Source organism: Ascidiimonas aurantiaca (assembly GCF_037646345.1).
In the GTDB taxonomy this organism is placed as follows: domain Bacteria; phylum Bacteroidota; class Bacteroidia; order Flavobacteriales; family Flavobacteriaceae; genus Ascidiimonas; species Ascidiimonas aurantiaca.
Window position 1 is genome coordinate 167,907 of record NZ_JBBEWR010000002.1, and the last position, 25,913, is coordinate 193,819.

Sequence of the window (25,913 nt, forward strand, 5' to 3'; positions counted from 1 at the left end):
ATTAAATTTTTTAAGAGGCTGTTGAACGATTAAATTTTTTTTCAGTTTTTTGAAGCCAATACACTATCGCAGGAATTCCAATAAGCGAAGGTAGTGCAAAAGCCAGATATGGGTTCATAAGGTCATAACGGGTTACTACGGTCGATAGAAATGCCGTGAATGTGGCAATATAGCCCCCCATCATATTACCAATATGTGACACGTACCAGTGATAAGGTTTCTTCGGTTTTTTAATAAAAGGCATGAGATTGGTGTAAGTAAGGTATAATCCGCCTAAACCAAAACCAAGAGACAACAAGGGACCGCCCAAATGTGCATTTGTTCGCCACAGATAAGTAATTCCCAAAATAACAAATAACAAATTGGCAAAACCGTTCAAAAACCCAGCCAGCCAGTCATACCACTGAGGGCGTTGGTTTTTATGCAGTTTTTTCAATTTCAAAATACGAATACCACAAAAAACACTGTAATAGCTTAAAAAAGCAATTAAAAACAAAAAACGATTGTATTTATAACTGGCAACCAGAATACCTGTGATAAAAACAAAAGTCATTGCCCAAAAATAGAAACGGCCAAAAGTGATATGGCGTGTACCACCTTTCTTTGACAAAATAGAAACCAACCCTGTGAAAAGTGCCACTGTTCCTGTTACAATATGAACATATAATATAAATTTAAAAAAGTTTTCCATAGTGGCGATGCCTGATTTGTTTTGGCAAATTTGGATATTTCTCCGCGAAAAACACCTTTAAAATCAGTGCTTTGGTATAAAAGGGACGTAAATGGTACAAACAGGAAGCCTGGTTTAACCGGCAGTTTTGAGGAAGTTTTGCAGGGCTTCGGTTTTTGCTCTCGATACCGGAATATCGATATCGCTATTTCGTACCGTTAATACTAGATTTCGTGCATTTCCCTGAACACTTATAATATGATCAACATTCACAATGTAACTTTTTTGACAATGAAAGAATGAGGAGGCAGGTAAAAATTCCAGTATAGATCTGAGGCTATTACGTATCAGTTTTTTTTGAATACTAAGAGTACCTGAACTGTAATACACCTCAATATAGTTTCCTTCCGATTTTAAGTAAATAAGCTCTTCAGGAAGTAGTTTAAGCTCTATTTTACCATTTTCACCCGGGATCAAAATATATTTTTCCTTTTGCTGTATAACCCCATTTTCTTTATTGTCATAGTTTTCTTTTCGCGCTTTAAGTTGTTTTGAAATAGAAACTGCCTGTTTTAACTTCTTTTTCTGATGCATAAACTGCTCAAAAAATACGAGAATACTAATAGGTATCACACTTATGGCCATCGTTTTAAGAAATACCTGAAAAAACAAAGAAATACCCGTTTCATTAGTAATACTGCTAACTAGTAAAAACATATAAGTGAGTAGAATAATTAAAAGTAAAGTGCCCCATATGAGGAGTATTTCTTTACCTAAAACCCAATTTTCCGGTTTTGACCATTTTGGAAAAAACCGTTGTATAAAAGTTACCATTAACCAGATACTGGAAGCTGCAATTACACTATTTATAAGAGCCAGCCAAACTCTGTGCTTCAGTGGTAATGTGTGATAACCAAAAGGAGAAAGCACCACTAAAACAAAAAAAGTAGCCACCCCTGTAATGAGAACACTGTTACGGTTAAAAATAAAAGGGTGTGGTCTTTTAAATAGCGCTTTTAAGTTCATGCCTGCAAAATACGTTTTTTTTAGAATGGGATCTTCAAGTGAACAGCTTACCTGCCCTATGTTCATGCTTAGAAATTATTATTTTAAAGCACCCTATTTTTCGGTTACTGGGTGTGGTGAGTACCGCTAATACCTTTGTGAAGTATAAAATTCTAAAAATACCTGAATTTGGGCAGGATAGAAGTTTTGTGTTACACACTACTTTAAGTCTCCAGAGTAGCATCTGCTTTTACTGCGCAGAGGCTTCTAACAGGTATGATAGAAAGCGCCTTATTGATCACTTAGTATAAAACATAAAAACCGAAGAAAACCGAAAGAGACTAAAGTTAAGAAACCGGGTTTCATATATGAAAAAGGAGATAAACCTTATGTTAATCTCCTTTTAGTTCTGAACCTTCTGCTTACAATTATATACCTTTTTTTCTTCTTTAAAAATACTGGGAAAGATATGGTTTACCATTATTTTTGTAAGTGAGGCTGTTTTTAACAATTAATTATTTATCAAAAATCAGCTCATGGGCACTTCTATAAGGAGTAACTCTGTAGCACTATCAGCTTTTATATCCAACTGGTTAATATCCCATACCCCAAATCCGTCTCTTCTATCTAAAGACTGATCATTAATGGTAACTTTGCCATCAATAACAAAGGCATAAACACCATTGTTTTGAGGGTCATTTAAATGATAGGTAAGTGATGTATCCTTTTCTAATGAGGTCATAGAGAACCAGGCATTTTGATGGATCCAGACACCTGCATCATCTGCATGAGGGGACAGTATTTGTTGTAATTTGTTTTTCCGGTCTTCAAGATTGAGAGTGATCTGATCATACCTGGGTTCCACACCCTTTTTGTCGGGGAAAACCCATATTTGAAGAAATTTTACGGGTTTGTCCTTATTAGCATTGTATTCACTGTGCATGATACCACTACCGGCGCTCATTACCTGAATATCTCCCTGTTTAATAACAGCGGTTGTACCCATACTGTCTTTATGTTCCAGATCGCCTTCCAGAGGAATGGAAATGATCTCCATATCCCTGTGAGGGTGGGTGCCGAATCCCTGCCCTTCGGAAACAGTATCATCATTAAGGACCCGTAACATCCCAAAGTTGTTTCGCTCGGGGTGGTGATAGTTAGCGAAGCTAAAGGTGTGTTTGGATTGTAACCATCCGTGATTTGCATTACCTCTTGTGTCTGCTTTGTGTACTACTGATTTCATTTTTTTTTCCTCCTTTTAAATTATGTATTACAATTTTTTAGGGCTTAAATATATCTTCTTTTGTCGGTTGTTTTTATAAAATCTTACAAAGACCAAATACATTGTAATTGTGTAAAATCTAAAACCAGCTAAGGTTTTACAGATTTCAAAACGTCTTTACGAAATGTAATTTGTCAATGATCAATACAACAATTTTCACCTTTACAACGACAATAGCGATGATTATAAAAATGTAGTGCGATGAGGCCTATTGCGGGAAGATAAATAATCCATTCCGGCAAATGCCATACCTCAAGTTTTTCATTTACTATCAGTAATGACAAAAAGAGCCATGCGTACCAAAAGGCATGTTTAATCCATTTGCTCGAAGTGACCCGGGCAGACCAATAAATAGCGAGAAAAGAAATGACAAGGAATATCAGATCTAAAGTGCCCCACCACCAAGTATGCGTTTCTTCTATTATAGAAGTACCGGTATATGCAACAAAAAGAAAGGGTGTAGCCAGGCAGTGCAAAAAACATAAACTGCTGGCAATGATACCAATAATATCTGACCTGGAAGAGAAGTTTAGCCAATTTACCATTATCTAATTATTCTTTAAGGGATTTATGATTTTAAAAAAATATATCATGCCAATGAAGCTTTAAAAGGGTATGCAAATATAAGTTAATTTCTACAAATGCAACTTGGTTGCATTTGTATTTTTTCTATTTTTGTCAAAACACCAGAATGGTCAAAACATCGAATCTTACGTATGCCTATGAAAATGGAAAGCAATTTGCTTTTCCGGATATTGATCTGGTCCCCGGAAAACACCTGTTAGTGATCGGTCGGTCTGGTGTAGGGAAGACCACCCTTTTATATCTCATGGCGGGACTTCTATCGCCCATAGATGGTACCGTATCTATTGCCGGGACTACTCTGAATTCCCTGCCTCGTAATAAAATGGATAAATTTAGGGGGGAGCATATAGGCCTTATTTTTCAACAGTATCACTTCATTAAATCGCTAAATGTTTCTGATAATCTTCGCTTAAGACAAAGTTTCCCTAAAAAGGAGAATGATAAAAAGAGAAGGCATGAGCTTGCCGAAAGATTAGGGCTTACCGAACATTATAATAAAAGGGTAACGGCATTAAGCCAGGGACAACAGCAACGCCTTTCTATTGCACTGGGCCTTATTCACAGGCCCAGGATCATTTTTGCAGATGAGCCTACTTCTAACCTGGACGATGTGAACTGCGTAAAAGTTATAGATCTGCTTAAGGAGGAAGCCGAAATATGTAAGAGCAGCCTGTTGATCATTACACATGACCTCAGAGTAATGTCCCATTTTCAAAACCGGGTCATGCTATGAAACTAAGCTATCTCGCATACAAAAACATGGTTTCCAAACCACTCAATCTGTTATTGAGCCTTATGTTATTGCTGTTAAGCGTATCACTGGTAACTTTTGTTTTACAGTTAAGTAAACAACTGGGAGGGCAACTCAACAGGAATATTGCTCCTTTTGATATGGTGGTAGGGGCAAAGGGAAGCCCCCTGCAACTGGTTTTATCTTCCGTACTTCACATAGATATGCCTACGGGGAATATTAAACTAAATGAGGTAGCCATGCTAAAAAAGCATCCTTTTATTGAAACCGCTATTCCCGTTTCTTATGGTGATAACTTTAAAGGTTTTCGTATTCTGGGCACAGAAACCCGGTACCTTGATCAATATAACGCCCGCTTATTTGAAGGGGCACTGTTCGAGAAGTCATTTGAAGTAGTTGCGGGGAGTGGTGCAGCCCGGCAATTGGGGTTGAAAGTAGGGGACAGCTTTACCAGTTCTCATGGGTTGGTTACAGCCAATAGTGAAGCACACGATGACCACCCTTTTGTCGTGAAGGGTATTTTAAGACCAACCGGAACCGTGGTCGATCAACTATTGATCACCAGTCTGGAGAGTATCTGGGAAGCGCACGATCACGGAGAAAGCGTTCATCATAAAGAAAAAGCTGATAACCCGGAAGAACACCATGAAGAAAAAGAGATTACTTCATTACTGGTAACTTTCAGGAGCCCTTTAGGAATGGTACAGATACCCAGATTTATAAATGAGAACACCACCATGCAGGCCGCTTTGCCGGGTTTTGAAGTACAACGGCTCATGAAGTTACTTGGCTCGGGAGTACAGACCATACAGGGTATTGCACTGGCGATCCTTTTGGTTTCAGGATTAAGCATTTTTATCAGCCTTTTAAAAACTATAAGGGATAGAAGGCAGGAACTCGCACTATTGAGAACTTATGGTCTTCGTACCAGACAGCTTCTCAGATTAGTACTTTTCGAAGCTATGTTCCTTGCACTTATGGGGTATTTTCTGGGATGGCTTCTGGGACGATTGGGAATATGGGGCGTTTCCCGGTACATGCAGGTTTCGTATGGGTATAGTTTGCAAATTACAGGTCCTGAATTATTTGAACTTTTTCTATTGGGCCTTATACTGGCACTTGCCATAGTAGCCACTTTGCTGGCTTCTCTTTCTATTTTCAAACTGGATGTTGTAAAAACCTTATCAGATGCTTAGATCATTTTTAACCTTTTTATTTGTAGCTTTGGTATGTACCGTTGTATCGGGACAGGAACAACTGACATGGAAAGATTTTGCCGATGTAAATTTTGAACCTGAATACAACGAGAAGTATGAGATCTATTTTTTAATGCCAAAGTTTGGTGAGAAGATACGGTCTTACCAGGGAAAACAGGTGAGCATAAAAGGGTATTTTCTTGATATTTCGGGTAATGGAGAGGTGTTCCTGATCTCTCAAAACCCAATGGCATCCTGTTTTTTCTGTGGGGCTGCGGGGCCTGAGACTATTATTGAAGTTAATTTTAAAAAGCAACCTCCCTTTAAAACCGATCAAATGGTGACGGTTATCGGGGTGCTTGAACTCAATAAAGAGAATGTAGATCATTGTAACTATATTTTAAAAGAGGCTACAGGCCGGTTAGTAAATTAAAAAAATGCGATTTTTTCTTTTGATAGTAGTATTTTGGGTGGGAACGAATGGGTATACACAGACTATTTTAGACTGGCCCGATCTTACCGAAGGTATATCCTGGGCGCGTCCCTTCCCTAAAACAAGTATTCCCGAGTTTCAGAAAGCAACTTTTTCTCCTAAAATGAAGGCTTTGGAAGGAAAGCGGGTTATGCTTACCGGGTACCTGTTAGTATTAGATGGTCAGCAAACCGTATATCTTCTTTCTAAAAACCCCATGGCTTCCTGTTTTTTCTGTGGTAATGGCGGCCCTGAAACGGTGGTCGATTTACAGTTTGCCGAAAAGCAGTCTTTTGAAATGGATGATTTGCTCTCCATAGAAGGAACACTTTACCTGAACGAAAATGATCCCAATGCATCCTATTATCGAATTAAAGATGCACAGGGTATAAGTTTTAAATAAGTGACCGTAGATGAAAAATGAAAGCTGCAAACAACTTTTAGAACAGAAAGGATTAAAAAAGACAAGGGTACGTATGGCTTTGCTCCAACACTTTATGAATATGGAACGTGCCCAGTCTTATAACGATCTGCAGGCGGCACTGGTGAGCGAAGTAGATAAATCTACCCTTTACCGAAACCTGACGAGTTTTGAGCAGGCCGGCATTATTCATCGCATTAACGACCATTCCGGAATTACAAAATATGCATTTGGGAAGTCTCCGTCCGGAGGTTACGAACACGCCCATTTTGTTTGTGAATGTTGCGAAAATGTTTACTGTATGGAGGCACTTACCCCCATTCATTTCAGTGTTCCAAAAGGTTTCAGAACCAATAAAGTACAAACTATAATCAGGGGAATTTGCGCAAATTGTTGAGCATTGTTCCATTCAATAATAAGCCATATGAAAAAATGTATTCTTTTACCTATTCTGCTAATGGCCCAAACGATCATTGCCCAGACCGTAACCATTCCCAAAAGCTACAGTAATATTAGCAAAGATGAAAAAGGGTTGTATTTTCAGGATAGCGGCCAACGCTATTATGTATCCGAAACGAGTCCGCGTTACAGCCTTCAGCAGCTATTTGGAGACCCAAAAGGTACCGATGAAGGGGTAGAATTAGATTTTGGAGATTTCAGGGGAAGCATAACCTACGGTTTGATCCCATACGGCAAGGCACCGCATCCGCTCCCGGTTTTCAGGTTTGTAAAAACATTAGAAGCAGGTAAAGTAGCTATCAACATTAAGAAGGATTTCAGATACCCTTACGATTTTGTGGATTGGGAAAAAAACCAAATGCTCTCTATAGGCTATCGTTTAACCGATGAAACGGGTATGATAGTTTACGATGGTGAAATATCCCTGAAAGGAGGTGGTCCTTTCTCGGTTACATCTTCAATTTATGAAGGGCCTTTTGTAAACATGCTTACCCATACCGGCGTTACCATTTGGTTCAATACTACTTTACCCGTACCTGTAGAATTACGTATAAACGGTGAGACTATTGAAAGCCCTGTAGGTACACATCATGAAATAACCGTTTCCGGGCTGGCACCCGACACGAAATATGAATATTCGGTGAGTTATGGTGGTTTCACACAGCAGTACTACGTAAAAACGGCTCCAAAGCCGGGAAGCAGGATTCCCTTTGTATTTGCCTATACTAGCGATAGCAGACATGCTTCCGGTGGCGGTGAACGCAAAATTTACGGGGCCAATGCTTACATTATGAAGAAAATTGCGGCTGTAGCATATGCCCATGATGCGGCATTTATGCAATTTAGCGGAGATCTTATTAACGGGTACCTCGAAACTAATGCCGAAACCCAGTTACAATACACCAACTGGAAAAAAGCCGTAGAACCTTTTTGGCATTACATACCTTTTCAGGTAGGAATGGGAAATCACGAAGCCTTAGGGTATATTTTTAGAGATAGTACCGGGAGATCCAAGGCTTTTGTTGATAAGTTTCCTTTCAGTACAGAATCTGCAGAAATGGCTTTTGCAGAAGCTTTTGTAAATCCCGTGTCAACCCTTACCAGTGAAGATGGAAGTATGTATGACCCTTCTTCGCACACTATAGATTTTCCATCATATGCAGAAAATGTATATCAGTATCGATATGATAATGTGGCTGTGGTGGTGCTGAACAGTGACTATTGGTATGCGCCCAGCCTTTCACGAAATACAGCCACATCAGGCGGGCTGCACGGGTATATTATGGACAATCAGCTGAAATGGCTGGAAAAAACCATTACTTCTTTAGAAAAAGATCGTACTATTGACCATGTTTTTGTGACCCAGCATACCCCCGTTTTTCCCAATGGAGGGCACAGCCGTGATGATATGTGGTACAGCGGGAACAATGAAAAACGTCCCTTTGTGGCCGGTAAAGCCGTGAAGAAGGGAATTATAGAAAGACGGGACGAATACCTGGACCTCCTCATTAATAAAAGCAGTAAAGTATTGGCCGTATTGACCGGAGACGAGCATAACTACAACCGTTTACAGCTAACAAAAGAAGTCACTATATATCCTGAAGGGTATCCTCATAAAAAACTGAACGTATCAAGGCCCGTTTATCAAATTAATAACGGCGCGGCCGGGGCACCCTATTACGGGCAGGAAGTATTACCCTGGAGTGACCATACCAAAGCCTTTAGCGTAGAAAATGCCGTGTGCCTCTTTTATGTGGACGGTAAAAAAGTTCGTATGAAAGTGATCAACCCCGATACTTTAAATACCATTGATGAAATTGAATTACGGTGATATGCTTTTAATAATAAGTATCTTATTAAACCCTGAAAAATATATGATCGTCTGAAAAAATGGCCTTCTGTTTTGTTTTTTACGGGTTTGGTTAGTACATTCAAGGCTAAAAAAAGCGATTAAAGTTTTAAAAGCTACTGAGCAAGAAATAAAGTATCGAAAAACAATATGACCTACTTTGAAAAATTAAGAGAAATAACGAAATCTATTCCAACTTCCATTGTGGATTTCACAATCCCTAGAGACAGAACATCACCACCAACGCAGGCATCATCTAATTTTATTACGAATAAAGAGCAGGGAGATTGGGCAGAAGATTTAATTTTTAGAGCAATAAATGAAACTTCAAAGAATTATGTTGCTGTACGTTATGGTAAATCTGACGATTTAATTGCAGGTGATGTAGGGTTTGATAAATTCTATAAAGACTTTCAAGATGAACTTGACACTATTGGAAAACGTCCAGATCTATTGGTTTTCAGGAAAGAAGATTTTGATAGAAGGCTTGGTTTTGATGTAAGTAAAATTGAACACCCTCAAATAACTGAGTATGTGAAAATGGCTATTGCAGGTCTTGAAATTCGCTCGAGTGCATTTCTGATTGACAAATATGAAAATGAAATGAGGGAGAGAACCGCTTGTCACTTGAAAAAAGCATTAGATATTAGAGATGTTTTAATGAAAGACTTTGCAGAAGAATTTGAGCACCCTAAAAAGAAACCTTATTTAGAAGTGCTTAAGAGTATAAGCGGTGAAACAATAAATGCAATAACTTTTAAAAGACCAAGTTGGAATTCTACTGAAAAATTACAGAAATTGACTTTATTATTTAAAGATTTAAAAGAACACATTAAAATTGTCCAAAAAAGGGACTATTTAAGTATTACACCAAAAGTTGAAGATATAAAAGTTGTTTATAAATGGATAGAAACATTTAATGTTCCGCATTATTATTTTCAGGTTTTCTTTGATAAATCTTATGGAATATCGTTTAGCAACATTTTATCTCTAATTACGGATCCAGATAAGGAAGGCGAACATTATGAAATTAGCAAGGATATAAAAAATCAAAATAAAACAACTATTAAAATTAATACCCGAAATACAAATCAAGTTGCTTATAAAGTTGAAGAGCCGGAACACAAAAGTGTTAGACGAGAAATGGGTAGAGGTCGATTATTATTTTATGTCACCTTTGAAAAAGGAACTGCTTATTTAGACATTCATAGTCTAAAAAAATTACTGAACATAGAAGATTTTTAAATATGGAGTTAGAAAAAGCATACTCTAAAAATACTGCTCTTGAACACCGAAAAGAGTTTGCTCAATTTTTTACACCGCAACCAATAGCTAATCTTATGGCTGATTGGTTACTTGGTAATAAGTCTTTAAAAACTGTTTTAGAACCAGCCTTTGGCCTGGGTATATTTTCAAGAACACTACTTAAGAAGAAAAAAGATATAGAAATCAAAGGTTTTGATATTGATGAGACTATTTTTAAAGATGCTTCCGAATATTTTAAAACATATAAAAATGTTTCTTTAAGTCTTGAAGACTATATGTACAATGGTTGGAAAAATAAATACGATGGTATTATTTGTAATCCACCTTATTTGAAATTTCACGATTACGACAATAAAGAAATACTCAAAGAGGTAGAAAGCTATTTAAAGTTTAAGTTTAATGGGTTTACTAACCTTTATACTCTTTTCTTGCTTAAATCTATTTTTCAATTAAAAAAAGGTGGTAGAATAGCTTATATAATCCCATCCGAATTTTTAAATTCTGATTATGGCAAACTAATCAAAGAGTATCTTTTAAAAACAAAGACATTAAGGCATCTTTTTGTAATTGATTTTAAAGAGAATGTATTTGATGATGCAATGACAACTGCTTCAATTCTTCTCTTGGCAAATGATGAATATACGTATGAAATTGAAATAACGAATATTCAATCAAAATCTGACTTAAGATTAATTGGAGAATATATCAAATCATACCCAGATGCAAAAGGAGAATTTAGTTTTAAAACTAGTGAATTAGACCCTGGAATTAAATGGAGACAATATTATCAAATTCAAAATTCAAAAAATTATAAAAACCTAATCCCCTTCTCTACATATGCTAAAGTTGTAAGAGGTATTGCAACAGGTGCAAACGAGTATTTCACGTTTAAAAAATCTAAAATTGAAAAACATTCTATTCCAGATGAAAACTTATTGCCTTGTGTTTGCAAAGCAAAAGATGTAAAAGGTAATTTTTTTACCATATCAGATTATGAGCGTTTGATAGAAAATGATGAATTAGCATATTTATTCAATGGTAAGAGTCGTGATAACAAAAAAGTTTCTGATTACATTGTTTTAGGTGAAAATGAAAAAGTAAATGAAAAGTATTTAACAAAGAAAAGAAAGCCCTGGTATTCTTTAGAAAATAGACCACCTGCACCAATTTGGGTTTCCGTCTTTAATAGAAATGGGGTCAAATTTATTCGAAATGAAGCTAATGTTTCAAATCTAACAACCTTTCATTGTGTTTACCCGGTAAACTCAAATTTATTCTCAAATGTATCAATAGATTTATTGTTTGCTTATTTGCTCACAGACGTAGCAAAGGAAATTTTTAGTGATAATAGAAGAGAATATGGAAATGGATTGAAAAAATTTGAGCCTAACGACTTAAATAAATCTAAAATGCTTGATTTATCAAAGTTAAAAGAACAACAAACGGAACAGATATTGAACTTGTATTCAAACTTTAAAGAGAGTAAGGATGAAAAGTATATTGCAAAAGTTGATAAAATATTACGTTCGGAATTTGCCAACACTGAAAACCAGGTTGAACGAAAAAAAACCAGCTTACAATATTAGCAGGTGTTGTACAAACCTTTAATTTGAATGGAAGATGTTACTTTTTTAAACTACTTAAAATATGGACAGTATGTTAAGTTAGGCTTTAATCTTAAATTCACTGTCAAACAAGCAAAAACCATAAATTTCATTATCCAGAAGACTTATATTTTAAGAGTTTTGCAGTGATAGACTGGCTAAATGTTTTTACCAACAGCGCAAAAGGACCGGAAATTATATGGTGGTATATCATGACAAACCATATAGCTAAGACCTGATAAATTAAAATACAAAAAAATATACAACGTATTGTTTTTTGTGTTTTCTTCGTAGTCCTAAAACGTTGTATTCGTTTTTAGCTGAACATAATGATACATGTTTTTAAGTTCGGGTTTTTGAAAATTAGGAAGTCAAATTCAAAGACAGCTTACCGTTTAAGTAACCGAAATTTAAAGCTAGCTTCCAAAGATCATCTTATATCAAAATATGTTGACAAAGTGTTTTTTGTCACTCTTCTCTTTTATTTTTTAAGAATTTGAATCCTGTTTCCGTATTTTAGAATGTGTAAATTTTAACGGTTTTATGTATTCTTGTATTGTAAGAATACATTATTGTTTTACTTTTTTTCTTAAAAAATGAATACTAAATACAAAGATTTAATAGAGCAAACATTTGATTTTCCTCAGGAGGAATTCGAGGTAGAAAACGGCAATTTGTTTTTTCACGGTATTGATTTGATGAAGCTTACGGAAGAATATGGTACACCCTTAAAGTTTGTGTACTTGCCAAAAATTTCAGAAAATATAAACAGAGCTAAAAAATGGTTTCAAAATGCTATTGAAAAGCATAAATACGAAGGCACATATCATTATTCTTACTGTACTAAAAGCTCACATTTTAGTTATGTATTAGAAGAGGCTCTAAAAAATGAAGTTCATATTGAAACGTCATCTGCCTTTGATATCGATATCGTAAAATCACTTAAAAAGTCGGGTAAATTAAACGACCATACATATGTGCTTTGTAATGGGTTTAAAAGAGACCAATACATCACTAATATTATAAGCCTTATAAATGAAGGGCATAAAAACTGTATTCCGATTATTGATAATTATGAAGAGTTAAACCTTCTGTTAGACGGGTATAAAGGGAAATTAAATGTAGGTATCAGGATCGCTTCTGAAGAAGAGCCAAAATTTGAATTTTATACCAGCAGGTTAGGTATTGGATATAAAAACATAGTCTCCTTTTATGAGCGTACCCTGGCAAATAACCCCCAGGTAGAACTTAAAATGCTACATTTTTTCATTAATACCGGAATTAGGGATACTGCCTATTATTGGAATGAACTTTTAAAATGTATTAGCGTATATATAAGATTAAAAAAAGTTTGTCCTACATTAAACAGTCTCAATATTGGAGGAGGTTTCCCCGTTAAGAATTCACTGGCATTTGATTATGATTATCAATATATGGTTGATGAGATCATAAACCAAATAAACATAGCTTGTAAAGAGGCTGAAGTGGATGTTCCTGATATTTTCACAGAGTTCGGAAGCTTTACCGTTGGAGAAGCAGGAGGCGCTATTTATGAAGTACTGTATCAGAAAAAGCAAAATGACAGAGAAAAATGGAATATGATTAACTCTTCTTTTATTACAACACTTCCGGATTCCTGGGCTATTAACAAGAGGTTTATTATGCTGCCTGTTAATAAATGGAACCGACAGTATGAAAGAGTATTGTTGGGAGGGCTCACATGCGATAGCGATGATTATTATAACTCAGAGCAGCATATCAATGCAATTTACCTGCCCGTTTATGATAAAGACAAACCTTTATACATAGGTTTTTTTAATACCGGAGCCTATCAGGAAAACATTGGAGGCTTTGGGGGGTTACAGCATTGTTTAATTCCCCATCCAAAACTCGTTTTAATAAACAAAGATAAAAACGGAAACATAAGTAGTAAAGTTTTTAAAGAACAACAAAAAAGTAAAGAAATATTATCAATTTTAGGTTATGAATGATAAGAGAACATATGCTGGTATTCCCGATGCGTATGCCAGGTTAGAAAAAGCAAAGGTGGTACTAATTCCTGTACCATATGATGGTACAAGTACATGGCAAAAAGGGGCTGATAAAGGCCCGGAGGCATTTTTACAGGCATCCGAAAATATGGAGTTGTACGATATTGAAACTGACAGTGAGGTATATAAACAGGGAGTATTTTTAGCAGATGCTATTGAGGAATCATCTACCCCGGAAGCTATGGTAGCAGAAGTACATGCTATCACCAAAAAATATATAAATAAAAACAAGTTTGTTACCCTGTTTGGAGGAGAACACTCCATTTCAATTGGTTCAATAAGGGCTTTTAATGAGTGTTTTGATGATCTTACTGTTTTGCATATTGATGCCCATGCCGATTTGAGGAAAGAATATAACGGATCTTCCTGTAATCATGCATGCGCAGTATATGAGGCAAGTCAAAATGCCAATCTGGTTCAGGTAGGGATCAGAAGTATGGACATTGTTGAAACCACTGTATTGAACAAAGACAAAACCTTTTTTGCTCACGATATGGTTACCAATGAATACTGGATAGAAGAGGTGCTGGAGCAGCTCACTAACCATGTATTCATTACTTTCGACCTGGATGCCTTTGACCCTTCAATACTGCCAAGTACCGGCACTCCTGAGCCCGGAGGGCTTTTTTGGTATGAAACACTGGGTTTTCTCAAAAGAGTTTTTTCTGAGAAAACAGTAGTAGGATTTGATATTGTAGAACTCTGTCCTAATACACAGGATAGATCTTCCGACTTTTTAGCTGCCAAATTGTACTATAAAATGTTGAGTTATAAATTTTGTCTGGAGAATAAGAAAGAAGAAGAATATGAGGAAGATATGAACTCTTCCTTCGATAAACTATCAAAATTTAAGGATACTGAAGATGAATACTAACACCATAACAGAGTTTATTGAGAAATATTTTCTGCACTTTAATGCTGCTGCTTTGGTAGATGCAGCCAAAGCGTACGAATTACAATTAGAGAAAAAAGCAAAGATGCTGGTATCTTTAGCGGGAGCAATGAGTACAGCAGAGCTGGGTAAGATTTTTGCTGAAATGATACGTCAGGAAAAAGTACATATCATTTCCTGTACAGGTGCTAATCTGGAAGAGGATATCATGAATTTAGTAGCCCATTCTCATTATAAAAGAGTACCCAATTACAGAGATCTTACTCCTGCCGATGAAAGAGAGCTGTTGTCTCAGGGATTAAACAGGGTTACAGATACCTGTATTCCCGAAGAAGAAGCATTCAGAAGGTTACAAAAACATATTTTTAAGATCTGGAAAGAAGCCGATACCAAAGGAGAACGACTCTTTCCTCATGAGTTTATGTATAAACTCCTTTTATCCGGTGTTTTAGAAGATTACTATGAAATAGATGTGAAAGACTCATGGATGTATGCTGCAGCCAGTAAAAACCTTCCCATAGTCGTTCCAGGCTGGGAAGACAGCACTATGGGAAACATTTTCGCTTCCTATGTTCTCAAAGGAGAACTAAAAGCCAGTACAATGAAGTCAGGTATTGAATACATGACCTTTTTGGCAGACTGGTACACAGAAAATTCATCAAACGGGGTTGGTTTCTTTCAAATAGGAGGAGGTATAGCAGGTGATTTTCCTATTTGTGTGGTTCCCATGCTTTATCAGGATTTAGAAAGAACAGAAACTCCTTTTTGGAGCTATTTCTGTCAAATTTCAGATTCTACCACCAGTTACGGATCATATTCCGGTGCCATTCCCAACGAAAAGATTACCTGGGGAAAACTCGATATTGATACCCCAAAGTTTATTATTGAAAGTGATGCAACCATAGTTGCACCTTTAATTTTTGCTTATTTACTCAAAATGTAATTCAGATTATGATTCGCAAAATAGTTGATCACCAAAAATTAACCACAGAGATCATGAACCTTTTGGTTCAAAAGTTTCCCGATGGATATGATGACAATGATATTATTACTTTCAGAAACTCTAAAAATGAAGTTATTGAAGCTGTAGAAGTACGAACAGATGACACTATATACCTTGTTAAGGTTGGAAAAAGGCTGGTAAAGGCATTAGAAGATTTTGTTGAAGACCCGAATGATAAAGACGATGATAGTTCAGAAGACCTGGATACAGAAAACAATTTTGAAGATGAAGAGTAATGCCTGTTTTCAGTTACATGAAATCATTATCAATACATAAAACCCTTGTATGCGATTAAAAACTGTAGAAAATGATCCATCCCAATACTGAATTAAAGTTTATAAGCAATGAAGTGGGGTATGGTGTGGTTGCAACACAATTCATTCCAGCCGGAACTATTACCTGGGTTCTTGACAAACTCGACAGAGAGTTTACTCAACTAGAATTCCAAAATATGGAGCCTATATATCAAAATATTCTTGATACATACACCTTTAGGAACAATAATGGTAATTTAGTACTGTGCTGGGATAACGGCAGGTATGTAAACCATAGCTTTAACTCCAATTGCCTTACCACAGCGTATGACTTTGAAATCGCTATTCGAGATATTGAAGAGGGCGAACAATTGACAGATGATTATGGATACCTCAATATTACTCAACCTTTCAGGGGAATTAATGAAGGTACAAGAAGAAAAATAGTTTATCCCAATGATCTTTTGAAGTATTATAAAATCTGGGACAATAAAATAAAAAAAGTGTTTCACAAGATCACCATGGTAGATCAGCCATTACGGGAAATTTTAACCCAGGAATCCTGGAATAGAATAGAAAAAATAATAAACGGAGAAGTAGAATTAGAGTCTATATTGGCGAATTATTACAATGGATAAAATTGTAAACCATAAAAAGCACAAAACATACTCTTCAGCAAAACGCTGCCTAATTAGCTAAAGCACTGTCTATGCCATTTAGCTTATTTCTAGAATGAAAACGTTAGTTGCCTACTTACTTAAAAATAATTGAGGAGTTAAGTGTTGTACGAATTTATTAGACCTTTTGCAATTATACTGTTATATTCCTTTTTCTGATAAACTTCTAACCTGGTACAGGTAAGTATAGAGTACTTCCTGAAAATAACGTTTGTTAATGGTTTAATAAGACTTTCCGAACTGGTTTTTCCGGTTTGGATTATTGGGTCTTAATATAATTTTTAAGGACTTCAAAGACTTAAAGAGACCCTATTATGCCAAGAGTGTTAGAAGTTTTAAGGTATCTGACAAACTATAAGCTTACTGAATAAACAGTACTCTAAATAATTTCTCAGTGCAAACCTATATCTTTATACTAAATTTGAAAGACAGGGTTTTACCAAGCCTGTCATGTCATTAAAAGTAATTTAAGAAAGATGAAAACACTGGGGATTAAGAGCATTATTTTAACAACCATAGTGTTTTTATTAACATCTGTTGTATTTGCGCATCCTACCGGAAATTTGATAACTGCTGGAGAAAATGTACTATGGTCGTACGTAAATCCATTAGACGACCCTAATCACTATGCGTGTGTAATGATTTGGAAAAAAGGCTCTGAACCAAAAGTACTTATCAGGTCTGCATATGCCGCAAGCGATTATATGCTCTGGAATAACCAGAATGAGATCTATATAATAGAAAGAAAATATTTGCAGAAAACAGACCATTTTGAAGTAAGACTCTTAAAAACAGACTTAGAGAACAAACCAGAAGTAATATGGGACTGGTTCAAAGATGATCACAGAATGGGAGAAGGTGGCTTTTTTATGCTTTCTGATAATCAAATCGTTTTTGGAAAATATCCTGAAATCGTAACATTGACCAAAGGAGAAAAACCCAAAAGATATTTTAAATTCAACCAGCCAATAAAAAGGATTAGAGCAGTTCAAAACAACCAAATTCTTCTGTTAAGTAATAACTCGTGCTATTTGACACAACAAGATGGAACCGTCCTGAAACAATGGAATAAATTGATTGATCCGGGTGTGAAGAATGCTCCATTGAACCGAAATCAAATATTTGACGCAGATTATTCTAACGGAGAGTTGTTATTTTCATACTGGGGTAATAGGTCTTTTGATTTAATAGATGTAAATGGAAAGCGTAAAACCATATTAAAGCAAACTGAACCGCTCACACCACATTGGGTAGCATTTTTAAACTATAAGAAATTGTTGTTCTCTTCTAAGCTCATTTTTGATGGTAGTATGCCAAAACCTCATTTAGTCCTGCTAAATGAACAAAATTTAAAAAAGGTACTATGGAATATGTAATAAGCAGAATTATTAGCTTTCTTATAGTTGCATCATTACTCTCGCCCCTATTTGCGACAGCTCAAAACAGGAGTACAACAGATTCTGACTCTTTTACTACTGTATTGTTTAAAATAACTACTTCAGACCATGATAACATTTCTTATTTGTTTGGAACACACCACGCTTTTGGGAGATCTTTTTTTGATTCATTAACAAAAGCTAACCAGGCCTTAAAATCCTGTGATTTATTGATAAAAGAAAACCTGAACATTCCTGGAAAAACAGCAGAGGATATTATTAATAAAAGAACCAACAAAACCAGATGGAGTAAGTATCTGGCTGAAAAAGATCTCACTTTCATTAAAAATCTTTTTGCAGGAAGCCCTACCGATTATGAAAAAATGAGTCCTCCCGAAATGTATGCCTTTCTAAACCGGCACTTCAAACAGCAAGTATGTTTAAACAAAAACACCAGCGACACCTCTCTTTCTTTAGATGATTATATAAGCGTTAAGGCTGCCGAACAAAATATAGAACTCTACGGGCTTGAAATGACAGAAGAACAAATAGAACTAATTAATGAAGACGTAAAGGGAATGCCCCGAAGAAGCCATAAAAGAAGACTTGCGAATATTATTGATAAAATTAGAACCGAAAATTCAAATTACTGTGAAGAAACGCATTGGTATTCCAACATGCAAATAGACTTCAAATTCAATGAACCCTGCAGAAATTCTCTTATGTTAACCAACAGAAACCATAAATGGATGAGCAGTATTAAAGAAAAGCTTGAGTCAAATAATTGCTTTATAGCTGTCGGATTAAGTCATTTAATGTATGAATGCGGATTAATAAACCAATTAAAAAAGCTCGGTTACACCATTACTCCCATAGAAGTAAAACAAACTATAGTCAACAAGTCGTAAAAGTAATAGCAATAAGCACACAACCTATTAATATGCTGAGGTTGCCCGTGTCTTGATACATCTCTTCTTGAATTTTGAAGGCGCATTTGCTTTAAATTCCATAATTTTATCCTTTAACAATGGGAAAATCAAAAAACATAAAGAAAGGTTTAGGTCAGGCTCCGGGAACCATTATTTATACCGGTAGTAAAGAAAACACTGAACTATTTATAAATGTGTTTGATTACGATAAGGATTTCTTCGAAGAAAAAGAGTTAAATGTCATAGAAGATACCTTTAAGTATATAGATTCCAAACCTATTACATGGATCAACATCAATGGCCTGAACCATGTTGATACTATTGAGAAGATAGGTGAATATTGTAAACTACATTCTCTGATATTAGAAGATATCGCCAACACCCATCAACGTCCAAAACTGGACGAATACGATGATTATTTATTTGTGGTACTAAAAATGCTTCACTATAGCCCGGAGGAACGATTGCATATTGAGCACGTTAGCTTTGTTCTGGGAGATGGTTTTGTGTTGTCTTTTCAAGAAGCCGATGGGGACGTATTCGACCCGGTGAGAAACAGGCTTAGAAATTCCAAAGGACGCATACAGGCCAATGGTTCAGATTATCTTTTATATGCCCTTATGGATGCTGCGGTAGATAGTTATTTTACGCTTATTGAAGAAGTTGGTGATAAGATTGAAACCCTGGAAGATTCGCTGTTTGAAAATGGTTCAGATGATGATATTACTTATGAGATACAACATCTGAAAAAAGAAATTCTAAAAATAAGAAGAGCAGTGTTACCATTGCGTGAGGTAGTGAGCAGGATCGAAAAAAGTGACCACAAATTTATATCTGAAAAAACACAGTTGTACCTAAGGGATTTGTATGACCATATCATACAGGTTTCCGAGAATATTGATATGTATAGGGATATGATCTGGGGTTTGATGGATATCTACCTGACCACTATAAATAATAAAATGAATGAGGTAATGAAAGTATTAACTATTATTACTTCCTTATTCATTCCTCTTACTTTCTTGGCAGGCATCTACGGCATGAATTTCGAGAACATGCCAGAACTCAAATTCAGGTACGGTTATTTTGTTTTATGGGGTGTTATGATTATCATCTTTGTAGGGCTTATCTATTTTTTCAAGCGCAGGAAGTGGTTATAAGATTTAATTTTTTTATTAATTAAGAACAACTTCATAATTGTTTTTTGTATCACACGTTTCCATAAACGCTTTTTACAAAATCTCCTTTCAAGAATGTATCCGGATCTATCTTACTCTGCAAGACCACCCCTTTAAGGTTTGATTCCAGCAATAGCTGGGCAGATTGTATTAAAGGTACGGCCGTAGTTGCCTGAATGGCACGTAAACGGTACCTGCCTATTAACTGAGGAAAAATTTGTTTTGAAACCTCTCGCTTTCTTAACACCCCTGAGGAGTCCTTTCCCTCTACAGCCGCATACAGTATAATTTGATCATCTTCTACGTGTGGTATTTTTTCCTCCATTACATGCTGCAAGGCCGTGATAACATCTTCCTTAGGGCTAATACCTTTTATCTGGTTTGCTACCCATTCATAATGACCGGGATGGCGCAATGTTTTGTAATCAAGAGTACGTACTTTACCGGCTAGTGCATCAGGCAGATCAGCTGCGCCTCCGGAGGTTAAATCGTCTTCATAGGCAACCCCGTTTATAATAAGATGTGTTCTTTGGGACAGTGAAGGCAAAGTAGTTTTTTGGAAATTGCGCAGGGCTAGGGTATCTTTTACATATTCTGTTGCAACTCCTACAGGACTCCAAGTAAACCCATAAAAGTGCGGAGAAGCTGCATGGTTGGTCAATGCCCCCACTTTTAAACCCAGGTAATCTACTTTATTTACCTTAAAATCATCACAAAAATCCTGAAACATTTTATGTGCCAATACATTGATATATCCGGGTGCCAGTCCTGTTTGCAAAACAAAACCTGTTTCGGCATCCTTGGCCAAAGCCAATATTTGATTGGTCTCATCTACATACTCCGTAAGGTTGGCATAATGCAAATCATATTCTTTTGCATATTGCGCTATTTGGGGAGCAAGGCTTCCGGGAAGACAATCCAGGAGTATATCACCTTGCCGTAATATAGCTTTTGCCTCTTGATTTAGTTTATCCTGGTTGAGTTCAAATGCCTTCACCGAGCAAGGTTTAGAGGTGCCATTCTCAATCCATTTAGCAATACCTTGAGCTTTAGATAAGGTTCTGTTGCCAATAAAAACAGTAGGGGAAACCTTGCTTCGCTCGGCAAGAATAAGCCCAACCGCTTCTGCAATACCACCTGCTCCAGCTATAATTATGTTAAAGTGTTTGTTCATGCTTAATTACTGATTGGTTTTTCAAGATACTTTAAAAAATACTCATTCCTGGTGCTCCTGACCTATAAGCCCTGCCGAAACAATAAACTTCATAACCTCACTGGATGAAATGTCAAGGTAGGTTATATTCTCCTTAGGTACAATAACAAGTTCTCCTGAAATATTATAAGAATGTGGAAAATAAACAGCAACTTTGTTTTCTTGCTTCAGAAAGCCCAGATCCTCTTCAGTTACAAAGCCTAATTTTTCAAGCTCATAATGCATGTGCAGTTTTACCAATACAGGTTTATTAAACTTTTTTTCTTTGCCAACAAAAGCCGAGAATAGATCAGTTAGCGCAGAATGCACAAAACGAAGCAAAGGAACCGTATTCAGGGTTTTTCTAAATAATTTTTTTAAGGGTTTGGCAATTACTGTATTTCCCAAAAAACCCACCAAAACCAATAAAATGAGTAATGTTAGAACACCCAATCCGGGTATGCTGACATCAAAGAATTCTGTCAGGGTTTTTTGTAGCAAACTATCTGTTAACATAAAGACCCTGTACAGTACATAAGCTGTAATAACCAGAGGGGCAATGTACAAAATGCCCTGGAATAGGTAGTAAAGTATTCTTTTCATCAAATTATTTTTTCAATAATGGTTTATAGACTTTGGTTAGAGGCATCCACTTGAATTTAGTTCTTTTAGAAACCAAAAGTACCATTCTATGAACTTTTTTCATGCGTTGTTTGCAGGTTTCTTTGGGAAACTTAGGGATATTGTTTTTAAAGTATGGTTTAAAAAAACATCAAATGTTTTGTACGAACCCAATTTGGCTTTGCTGTGTTTCCTTAAGGCCTGTAAAGAGTATCTATACACCATTCCCGCTATTAAATGGTAACTAACCAATACTTTTTTCAAAGCATGCTACAAGTTAATGTTTTTAATCAATAACTGTCTTTTTGCCGAACAGGGTAATGTTATAAAAATAAATAGGCAAGATGCTTATAAAAGCCTGTTTTAGAAGATGACATTTTTTCGAAGGGGCAACATTTTAAGTCGCCCCGCTTCGTTATTGAACAGGTTTCAGGGAAATAATAGTGGTTTTTGTGTATTCAATTTCTTCGCCGTCCTCATCCTCTTCAACTACAATAGTTTCCTTGTAGGTGACCTCAAATTTTTTTCCTTCAAACTTTTTAGATTGAAGGTCAAACATTTCCAGAACACTGTCACTGGCATAATCAAAAAAGATGCTTTCCTCTTCACCATCATCATTTAGGAATAGAAAACTATAGCTACCAGTTATAAATCCATCATAAGTAGCAGTAATAGTGGTTATGGTATCTGCATCAATTTGTTCATTATCCTGTGCCGCTATGGTATTGCAGGCAAACAAAATGGTCATGGTAAGGACCAGTACTTTTTTAAATTTTTTCATTTTTAAATTTTTTACAGGTTATAGAATTTATTTTTCAATTCATATACTCGCATAAATCCTGGCTTTTGATGTTAACCATACAATGGTCGATATATGATTGTTTTTACCGCTTTTGACCCCATCCTGAAGTTTGGGTCACTCCTTAGGATAGATTTTTATCTAGTAAAGACACCAGAATGCCTAGAAGCAGTGAAAGCTTTATGGAGAAGAGTGAGAACCACTCCGGAGATCTGTAAAAGTGAAGGGTAACAGCCTAAGGCCAAAGCTCATAACATAAAGTAAAAGGGGTTTATGGCTCCTGCTGGAATAGCAGGAAGGCTGTCTTTAGTAAATAATAAATCAAGTAACTTCTATCCTCACATAAGTTATGAACGGTAGGGTAATCATTTTTACGCTGTTTTTTTGTAAAGAACTTTTGTCCATTATAAAACAACAACAAAGAAGTTGTCCACATTCAGAGAAAATCTATTAGCTGTCTAGTTATGTATTAAGCACAGCTACTATAGAGTTCAGTACACTGGAGTTAAGAACAAGTAATTTTTTCTCGATTTGGTGAATTTCTAATGAGAAAAGTCCTGTAACCATATCCACTGTATAATTTTAGTGGGTTGGCAAAACTGTTTTTCTATTGAAGATCAACAGATAAATAGCTAATAATAAGATACATGTCACCAAAGCTACCCGGCTAATCATCCGTTATTATGTTTTATTGAAGCCCGTTCAGGTTTTAAGAATTCCAGAATACATTCTTATAATTATCTGAAAATTATTTGCTTATCTGATGGTTGTCATACTATAATTTAATAAACACCTGTAATTTTGTTTTTGTTATAAAGCAAATAATGACCAACTTTGAAATCACTTGAATTTATCCAGAAATGGTTGGAAGAGCATCCCATAACCACATCTGTATTGAAATACCTGATATGGGTAGTCTTTATTGTGGCCATTGTCCAGTTTTTAAGAAAATTACTTCGTAAGAACTTACCCGATACCAATACCAGATATAAATCGCAGAAAGGAATTGAGGTCATAGGCTACCTTATTCTGATTTTTCTGACCATTTCCTATTTTACCGGAAATATCAAAGATTTTGGTTTGGCAATTGGTCTCTTTACTGCAGGGATAACCATTACACTTCAAGAGTTAATTTTGAGTATAGCCGGATCTATTTATATCTTTTTGGTAAAGGTCTATACGCCGGGTGACCGAATAGAAATAAATAAAATCAAGGGAGATGTTATTGATATAGATAGTATTTATACCACCATGATGGAGATAGGGGAATGGGTTAGTAGTGACAATTATAGCGGAAGGATAGTAAAACTTAGTAATGCTTTTGTTTTTCGAGGGCCCATTTATAACTATTCTCGTGATTTTCCATTTATATGGGATGAATTTAATGTGCCTATCAGGTATGGATCAGATATTGAGCTGGCAAAGAAAATTATAATCCGGATAGCCACAGAAAACTTATCTGAATATGTCACACAATCCGTCTCGAAATGGAAAAACGTTGTAGCCCGGTATTACATTGAGGATGCCCAGGTAGAGCCTACCTTAGCTATTACCATGACAGACAATTGGATGGAGTTCAATTTGAGATATATTGTAGATTATAAAAAAAGGAGGCATACCAAGCATCTTTTGAATGAATTAATAGGGAATGAAATTGAAAAAACCAAAGGAAAAGTTGTTTTGGCATCCTCCACCATTGAGGTGATCAGGATCCCGAACTTAAATGTACAGAAAAAAGATCAGGAAATATAAGTTTAAATTTTCGGCAGAACATGTCCGGAAAACCGCGATTTGCGGGAGTTTTGCAGTGAAATACCTTCAAACTGTGAGACCTTACAGGCTTTTCACAGAAGATACTGAATAAAATCACTGTTTTGAATAAGAAACCACGAGCGATCACTTGTGTTCCCTGTCTCATTCCAAAACCTTAAACGAGGTTTGTTTTTTTATAAAAATAAAGAACCATGTCATAAGCATGGTTTTCTTATTTGCTGTGACCTCGACAGGATTAGCAGTACACTTCCTTTGTGTTCTCGCCTGAAAATAGAAAATCCAATTGCCATGCAATTGATTTTATTTTTGCTCCGAACTTTAGGATTTTTGATTCAAGTTCTCCATAAAAACAAAAATCCATCACTGCAGTGATGGATTTTTTGCTTTAAGTGACCTCGGCAGGATTCAAACCTGCAACCTTCTGAGCCGTAATCAGATGCGCTATTCAGTTGCGCCACGAGGCCAAAACCTGACAAAACTTTCCTGTTTTGCGGGTGCAAATATATTTCATTTTCTGGGTGTTTACAAATGAAAACCTAAGAAATTATGTTTTGACAGGTGGTTTGGGGAGCAAATGCTTATGCTTCGTCTGGAGAAATACCCAATATTTTGTTCTTATAACGCTGTTCTTGTTGTATTTGCCTTTCTCGTTGTTTGTATACATCCAAGATAGCTTTTTCAATAGCAGAGTTTTCATAACGACCATTAAAAACATGACTTATCATTTTATCACTGTAAGGATTTCCTCGTTTACTTAAGATATTGCGGGAGGCCAGTTTCTTTTTAACATCTGAAATATAATTGCCTTTAAGAAGCATCTTTAACTTAACACGTTGTACGTCTGTAATCATTTTACCAAAACTATATTAAGAATTATATTTTAATTATTAAATTGCGAGATAATACGAAAACAAAATTATAAATTATAATCTATAAAATCAAGATTTTCGTAGATTAATTTAGATTTTTTATGAAAATAGTTGACAGAATAAAGCTATTTATTGAGTTTAAAAATATTAGCCTTCGTAATTTTGATGAATCTATTGGCATGAGCAAAGGCTATATGAGCCGCCAGATAAAAAGCAATGCTTCCATAGGTGGAGATGTCCTTGAGAAAATAATTGATGCGTATCCCGAACTCAATCCTGTGTGGTTGTTGAAAGGTAAAGGGGCTATGCTTTCACCAGGTAGTGATATTTTAGGGCCTACAGACTTTGATAAGCATAACATATACCAAAGAGAAGATGTTATGGCCAAGGCCATTAGCATGTATCTTGACCATCCGGTAGTAAGCGATAAACTTCGTCATATAATAGACAACCAGGTAAGTAAAAATGATCCTTCAGATCCTTAAGTATTTTGTTATAATACCATTATGAGTACTATTCACCTTTAGATTTTTATACTGTTACCAAGAAGGAAAGTATCATTTTTCCATAGGTAATTACGTGTTTTTTTATCCTATATCCCTGAATCCAAACCATTTTTGTTGATTGCCAATGAAAGACATCTGCTGATATAGTTATAGTGTTTATAGATTAATTATTAAATTGCGAGAAAATAACTAATAGTTTTGTAAACTATAGTCTATATAATTAGTATATTTGA

General features: G+C 35.8%; 27 protein-coding genes and 1 tRNA gene. 19 read left to right on the forward strand and 9 right to left on the reverse strand.

All coding sequences use genetic code 11. The annotated features are described in order from the left end of the window. Positions 1-10: 10 nt before the first annotated feature. From WAO84_RS03275 to WAO84_RS03290, 4 genes are all read right to left on the reverse strand, one after another. A complete protein-coding gene (locus WAO84_RS03275) occupies positions 11-691 on the reverse strand; it encodes a hypothetical protein (protein ID WP_340063601.1) in 681 nt (226 codons plus the stop codon). 114 nt (positions 692-805) lie between these two features. Further along, a complete protein-coding gene (locus tag WAO84_RS03280; protein ID WP_340063602.1) occupies positions 806-1,762 on the reverse strand; it encodes a LytR/AlgR family response regulator transcription factor in 957 nt (318 codons plus the stop codon). Between the two features lie 442 nt (positions 1,763-2,204). Continuing rightward, a complete protein-coding gene (locus WAO84_RS03285; RefSeq protein ID WP_340063603.1) occupies positions 2,205-2,918 on the reverse strand; it encodes a pirin family protein in 714 nt (237 codons plus the stop codon). Positions 2,919-3,091: 173 nt separating this feature from the next. Beyond that, positions 3,092-3,502 (reverse strand): MerC domain-containing protein, encoded by a 411-nt coding sequence (locus tag WAO84_RS03290; protein WP_340063604.1) that lies wholly within the window; start codon positions 3,500-3,502, stop codon positions 3,092-3,094. Between the two features lie 146 nt (positions 3,503-3,648). Here WAO84_RS03290 and WAO84_RS03295 point away from each other — a divergent pair, with 146 nt between their 5' ends. From WAO84_RS03295 to corA, 16 genes are all read left to right on the forward strand, one after another. Continuing rightward, on the forward strand, positions 3,649-4,275 hold the full coding sequence (locus WAO84_RS03295; protein ID WP_340063605.1) for an ABC transporter ATP-binding protein: 627 nt from the start codon (positions 3,649-3,651) through the stop codon (positions 4,273-4,275). Next, positions 4,272-5,489, forward strand: a complete 1,218-nt coding sequence (locus WAO84_RS03300; protein ID WP_340063606.1) for an ABC transporter permease — start codon at positions 4,272-4,274, stop codon at positions 5,487-5,489. Before WAO84_RS03295 ends, WAO84_RS03300 begins: the two co-directional genes overlap by 4 nt. After that, positions 5,482-5,922, forward strand: a complete 441-nt coding sequence (locus tag WAO84_RS03305; RefSeq protein WP_340063607.1) for a hypothetical protein — start codon at positions 5,482-5,484, stop codon at positions 5,920-5,922. The genes WAO84_RS03300 and WAO84_RS03305 overlap by 8 nt, the downstream gene beginning before the upstream one ends. 4 nt (positions 5,923-5,926) lie before the next feature. Continuing rightward, positions 5,927-6,364 (forward strand): hypothetical protein, encoded by a 438-nt coding sequence (locus WAO84_RS03310; RefSeq protein ID WP_340063608.1) that lies wholly within the window; start codon positions 5,927-5,929, stop codon positions 6,362-6,364. A gap of 10 nt (positions 6,365-6,374) precedes the next feature. Then, the gene (locus WAO84_RS03315) at positions 6,375-6,779 is read left to right on the forward strand and encodes a Fur family transcriptional regulator (RefSeq protein ID WP_340063610.1); all 405 of its coding nucleotides are present in this window, start codon (positions 6,375-6,377) and stop codon (positions 6,777-6,779) included. 27 nt (positions 6,780-6,806) lie between these two features. Further along, positions 6,807-8,672 carry a metallophosphoesterase family protein gene (locus tag WAO84_RS03320; RefSeq protein WP_340063612.1) on the forward strand — a complete coding sequence of 622 codons (1,866 nt, stop codon included), beginning with the start codon at positions 6,807-6,809 and terminating at the stop codon, positions 8,670-8,672. 168 nt (positions 8,673-8,840) lie between these two features. Further along, the gene (locus WAO84_RS03325; RefSeq protein WP_340063613.1) at positions 8,841-9,935 is read left to right on the forward strand and encodes an AccI family restriction endonuclease; all 1,095 of its coding nucleotides are present in this window, start codon (positions 8,841-8,843) and stop codon (positions 9,933-9,935) included. A gap of 2 nt (positions 9,936-9,937) precedes the next feature. Next, positions 9,938-11,542: an HsdM family class I SAM-dependent methyltransferase gene (locus WAO84_RS03330; protein WP_340063614.1), complete on the forward strand. Its 1,605-nt coding sequence runs from the start codon at positions 9,938-9,940 to the stop codon at positions 11,540-11,542. 614 nt (positions 11,543-12,156) lie between these two features. Further along, entirely contained in the window at positions 12,157-13,551 is a 1,395-nt protein-coding gene (locus tag WAO84_RS03335) for a type III PLP-dependent enzyme domain-containing protein (protein WP_340063615.1), read from the forward strand. Continuing rightward, positions 13,544-14,485: an agmatinase gene (gene speB / locus WAO84_RS03340; RefSeq protein ID WP_340063616.1), complete on the forward strand. Its 942-nt coding sequence runs from the start codon at positions 13,544-13,546 to the stop codon at positions 14,483-14,485. The genes WAO84_RS03335 and speB overlap by 8 nt, the downstream gene beginning before the upstream one ends. Then, a complete protein-coding gene (locus tag WAO84_RS03345; protein ID WP_340063617.1) occupies positions 14,475-15,446 on the forward strand; it encodes a deoxyhypusine synthase family protein in 972 nt (323 codons plus the stop codon). The genes speB and WAO84_RS03345 overlap by 11 nt, the downstream gene beginning before the upstream one ends. A gap of 8 nt (positions 15,447-15,454) precedes the next feature. After that, on the forward strand, positions 15,455-15,742 hold the full coding sequence (locus WAO84_RS03350; protein WP_340063618.1) for a hypothetical protein: 288 nt from the start codon (positions 15,455-15,457) through the stop codon (positions 15,740-15,742). Positions 15,743-15,813: 71 nt separating this feature from the next. After that, positions 15,814-16,398 carry an SET domain-containing protein gene (locus WAO84_RS03355; RefSeq protein ID WP_340063619.1) on the forward strand — a complete coding sequence of 195 codons (585 nt, stop codon included), beginning with the start codon at positions 15,814-15,816 and terminating at the stop codon, positions 16,396-16,398. Between the two features lie 515 nt (positions 16,399-16,913). Beyond that, complete coding sequence (locus WAO84_RS03360) at positions 16,914-17,813, forward strand: hypothetical protein (protein WP_340063620.1); 900 nt, start codon at positions 16,914-16,916, stop codon at positions 17,811-17,813. Continuing rightward, positions 17,801-18,721 carry a TraB/GumN family protein gene (locus tag WAO84_RS03365; RefSeq protein WP_340063621.1) on the forward strand — a complete coding sequence of 307 codons (921 nt, stop codon included), beginning with the start codon at positions 17,801-17,803 and terminating at the stop codon, positions 18,719-18,721. Before WAO84_RS03360 ends, WAO84_RS03365 begins: the two co-directional genes overlap by 13 nt. Positions 18,722-18,840: 119 nt before the next feature. Beyond that, the gene (gene corA / locus WAO84_RS03370) at positions 18,841-19,902 is read left to right on the forward strand and encodes a magnesium/cobalt transporter CorA (RefSeq protein WP_340063622.1); all 1,062 of its coding nucleotides are present in this window, start codon (positions 18,841-18,843) and stop codon (positions 19,900-19,902) included. A 49-nt stretch (positions 19,903-19,951) separates the two neighbouring features. Here the strand turns inward: corA and WAO84_RS03375 are convergent, their stop codons facing one another. Next, positions 19,952-21,094: a saccharopine dehydrogenase family protein gene (locus WAO84_RS03375; RefSeq protein ID WP_340063623.1), complete on the reverse strand. Its 1,143-nt coding sequence runs from the start codon at positions 21,092-21,094 to the stop codon at positions 19,952-19,954. Positions 21,095-21,136: 42 nt separating this feature from the next. Next, positions 21,137-21,715, reverse strand: a complete 579-nt coding sequence (locus WAO84_RS03380; protein WP_340063624.1) for a DUF502 domain-containing protein — start codon at positions 21,713-21,715, stop codon at positions 21,137-21,139. Between the two features lie 88 nt (positions 21,716-21,803). Here WAO84_RS03380 and WAO84_RS03385 point away from each other — a divergent pair, with 88 nt between their 5' ends. Beyond that, entirely contained in the window at positions 21,804-21,977 is a 174-nt protein-coding gene (locus WAO84_RS03385; protein ID WP_340063625.1) for a hypothetical protein, read from the forward strand. Between the two features lie 171 nt (positions 21,978-22,148). Here the strand turns inward: WAO84_RS03385 and WAO84_RS03390 are convergent, their stop codons facing one another. After that, the gene (locus WAO84_RS03390; RefSeq protein WP_340063626.1) at positions 22,149-22,514 is read right to left on the reverse strand and encodes a hypothetical protein; all 366 of its coding nucleotides are present in this window, start codon (positions 22,512-22,514) and stop codon (positions 22,149-22,151) included. 852 nt (positions 22,515-23,366) lie between these two features. Between WAO84_RS03390 and WAO84_RS03395 the strand changes: the two genes are divergently transcribed. Beyond that, on the forward strand, positions 23,367-24,284 hold the full coding sequence (locus WAO84_RS03395; RefSeq protein WP_340063627.1) for a mechanosensitive ion channel family protein: 918 nt from the start codon (positions 23,367-23,369) through the stop codon (positions 24,282-24,284). A 411-nt stretch (positions 24,285-24,695) separates the two neighbouring features. Here WAO84_RS03395 and WAO84_RS03400 read toward each other — a convergent pair. Together WAO84_RS03400 and WAO84_RS03405 are read right to left on the reverse strand one after the other, a co-directional pair. Beyond that, positions 24,696-24,769: transfer RNA gene (locus WAO84_RS03400), tRNA-Arg, on the reverse strand. Between the two features lie 114 nt (positions 24,770-24,883). Then, the gene (locus WAO84_RS03405; protein ID WP_340063628.1) at positions 24,884-25,156 is read right to left on the reverse strand and encodes a hypothetical protein; all 273 of its coding nucleotides are present in this window, start codon (positions 25,154-25,156) and stop codon (positions 24,884-24,886) included. Positions 25,157-25,275: 119 nt separating this feature from the next. On the opposite strand from WAO84_RS03405, the gene WAO84_RS03410 reads away from it, so the two are divergent. Then, positions 25,276-25,659, forward strand: coding sequence for a helix-turn-helix transcriptional regulator (locus tag WAO84_RS03410; protein ID WP_340063629.1), 384 nt, complete (start codon positions 25,276-25,278; stop codon positions 25,657-25,659). The last annotated feature ends 254 nt before the right edge of the window (positions 25,660-25,913 follow it).

Excerpts from the sequence above, each read along its gene's own strand:
- WAO84_RS03275 (WP_340063601.1), bottom strand. The coding sequence starts at position 691 with ATGGAAAACTTTTTTAAATTTATATTATATGTTCATATTGTAACAGGA.
- WAO84_RS03280 (WP_340063602.1), bottom strand. The coding sequence starts at position 1,762 with ATGAACATAGGGCAGGTAAGCTGTTCACTTGAAGATCCCATTCTAAAA.
- WAO84_RS03285 (WP_340063603.1), bottom strand. The coding sequence starts at position 2,918 with ATGAAATCAGTAGTACACAAAGCAGACACAAGAGGTAATGCAAATCAC.
- WAO84_RS03290 (WP_340063604.1), bottom strand. The coding sequence starts at position 3,502 with ATGGTAAATTGGCTAAACTTCTCTTCCAGGTCAGATATTATTGGTATC.
- WAO84_RS03295 (WP_340063605.1), top strand. The coding sequence starts at position 3,649 with ATGGTCAAAACATCGAATCTTACGTATGCCTATGAAAATGGAAAGCAA.
- WAO84_RS03300 (WP_340063606.1), top strand. The coding sequence starts at position 4,272 with ATGAAACTAAGCTATCTCGCATACAAAAACATGGTTTCCAAACCACTC.
- WAO84_RS03305 (WP_340063607.1), top strand. The coding sequence starts at position 5,482 with ATGCTTAGATCATTTTTAACCTTTTTATTTGTAGCTTTGGTATGTACC.
- WAO84_RS03310 (WP_340063608.1), top strand. The coding sequence starts at position 5,927 with ATGCGATTTTTTCTTTTGATAGTAGTATTTTGGGTGGGAACGAATGGG.
- WAO84_RS03315 (WP_340063610.1), top strand. The coding sequence starts at position 6,375 with ATGAAAAATGAAAGCTGCAAACAACTTTTAGAACAGAAAGGATTAAAA.
- WAO84_RS03320 (WP_340063612.1), top strand. The coding sequence starts at position 6,807 with ATGAAAAAATGTATTCTTTTACCTATTCTGCTAATGGCCCAAACGATC.
- WAO84_RS03325 (WP_340063613.1), top strand. The coding sequence starts at position 8,841 with ATGACCTACTTTGAAAAATTAAGAGAAATAACGAAATCTATTCCAACT.
- WAO84_RS03330 (WP_340063614.1), top strand. The coding sequence starts at position 9,938 with ATGGAGTTAGAAAAAGCATACTCTAAAAATACTGCTCTTGAACACCGA.
- WAO84_RS03335 (WP_340063615.1), top strand. The coding sequence starts at position 12,157 with ATGAATACTAAATACAAAGATTTAATAGAGCAAACATTTGATTTTCCT.
- speB (WP_340063616.1), top strand. The coding sequence starts at position 13,544 with ATGAATGATAAGAGAACATATGCTGGTATTCCCGATGCGTATGCCAGG.
- WAO84_RS03345 (WP_340063617.1), top strand. The coding sequence starts at position 14,475 with ATGAATACTAACACCATAACAGAGTTTATTGAGAAATATTTTCTGCAC.
- WAO84_RS03350 (WP_340063618.1), top strand. The coding sequence starts at position 15,455 with ATGATTCGCAAAATAGTTGATCACCAAAAATTAACCACAGAGATCATG.
- WAO84_RS03355 (WP_340063619.1), top strand. The coding sequence starts at position 15,814 with ATGATCCATCCCAATACTGAATTAAAGTTTATAAGCAATGAAGTGGGG.
- WAO84_RS03360 (WP_340063620.1), top strand. The coding sequence starts at position 16,914 with ATGAAAACACTGGGGATTAAGAGCATTATTTTAACAACCATAGTGTTT.
- WAO84_RS03365 (WP_340063621.1), top strand. The coding sequence starts at position 17,801 with ATGGAATATGTAATAAGCAGAATTATTAGCTTTCTTATAGTTGCATCA.
- corA (WP_340063622.1), top strand. The coding sequence starts at position 18,841 with ATGGGAAAATCAAAAAACATAAAGAAAGGTTTAGGTCAGGCTCCGGGA.
- WAO84_RS03375 (WP_340063623.1), bottom strand. The coding sequence starts at position 21,094 with ATGAACAAACACTTTAACATAATTATAGCTGGAGCAGGTGGTATTGCA.
- WAO84_RS03380 (WP_340063624.1), bottom strand. The coding sequence starts at position 21,715 with ATGAAAAGAATACTTTACTACCTATTCCAGGGCATTTTGTACATTGCC.
- WAO84_RS03385 (WP_340063625.1), top strand. The coding sequence starts at position 21,804 with ATGAACTTTTTTCATGCGTTGTTTGCAGGTTTCTTTGGGAAACTTAGG.
- WAO84_RS03390 (WP_340063626.1), bottom strand. The coding sequence starts at position 22,514 with ATGAAAAAATTTAAAAAAGTACTGGTCCTTACCATGACCATTTTGTTT.
- WAO84_RS03405 (WP_340063628.1), bottom strand. The coding sequence starts at position 25,156 with ATGATTACAGACGTACAACGTGTTAAGTTAAAGATGCTTCTTAAAGGC.
- WAO84_RS03410 (WP_340063629.1), top strand. The coding sequence starts at position 25,276 with ATGAAAATAGTTGACAGAATAAAGCTATTTATTGAGTTTAAAAATATT.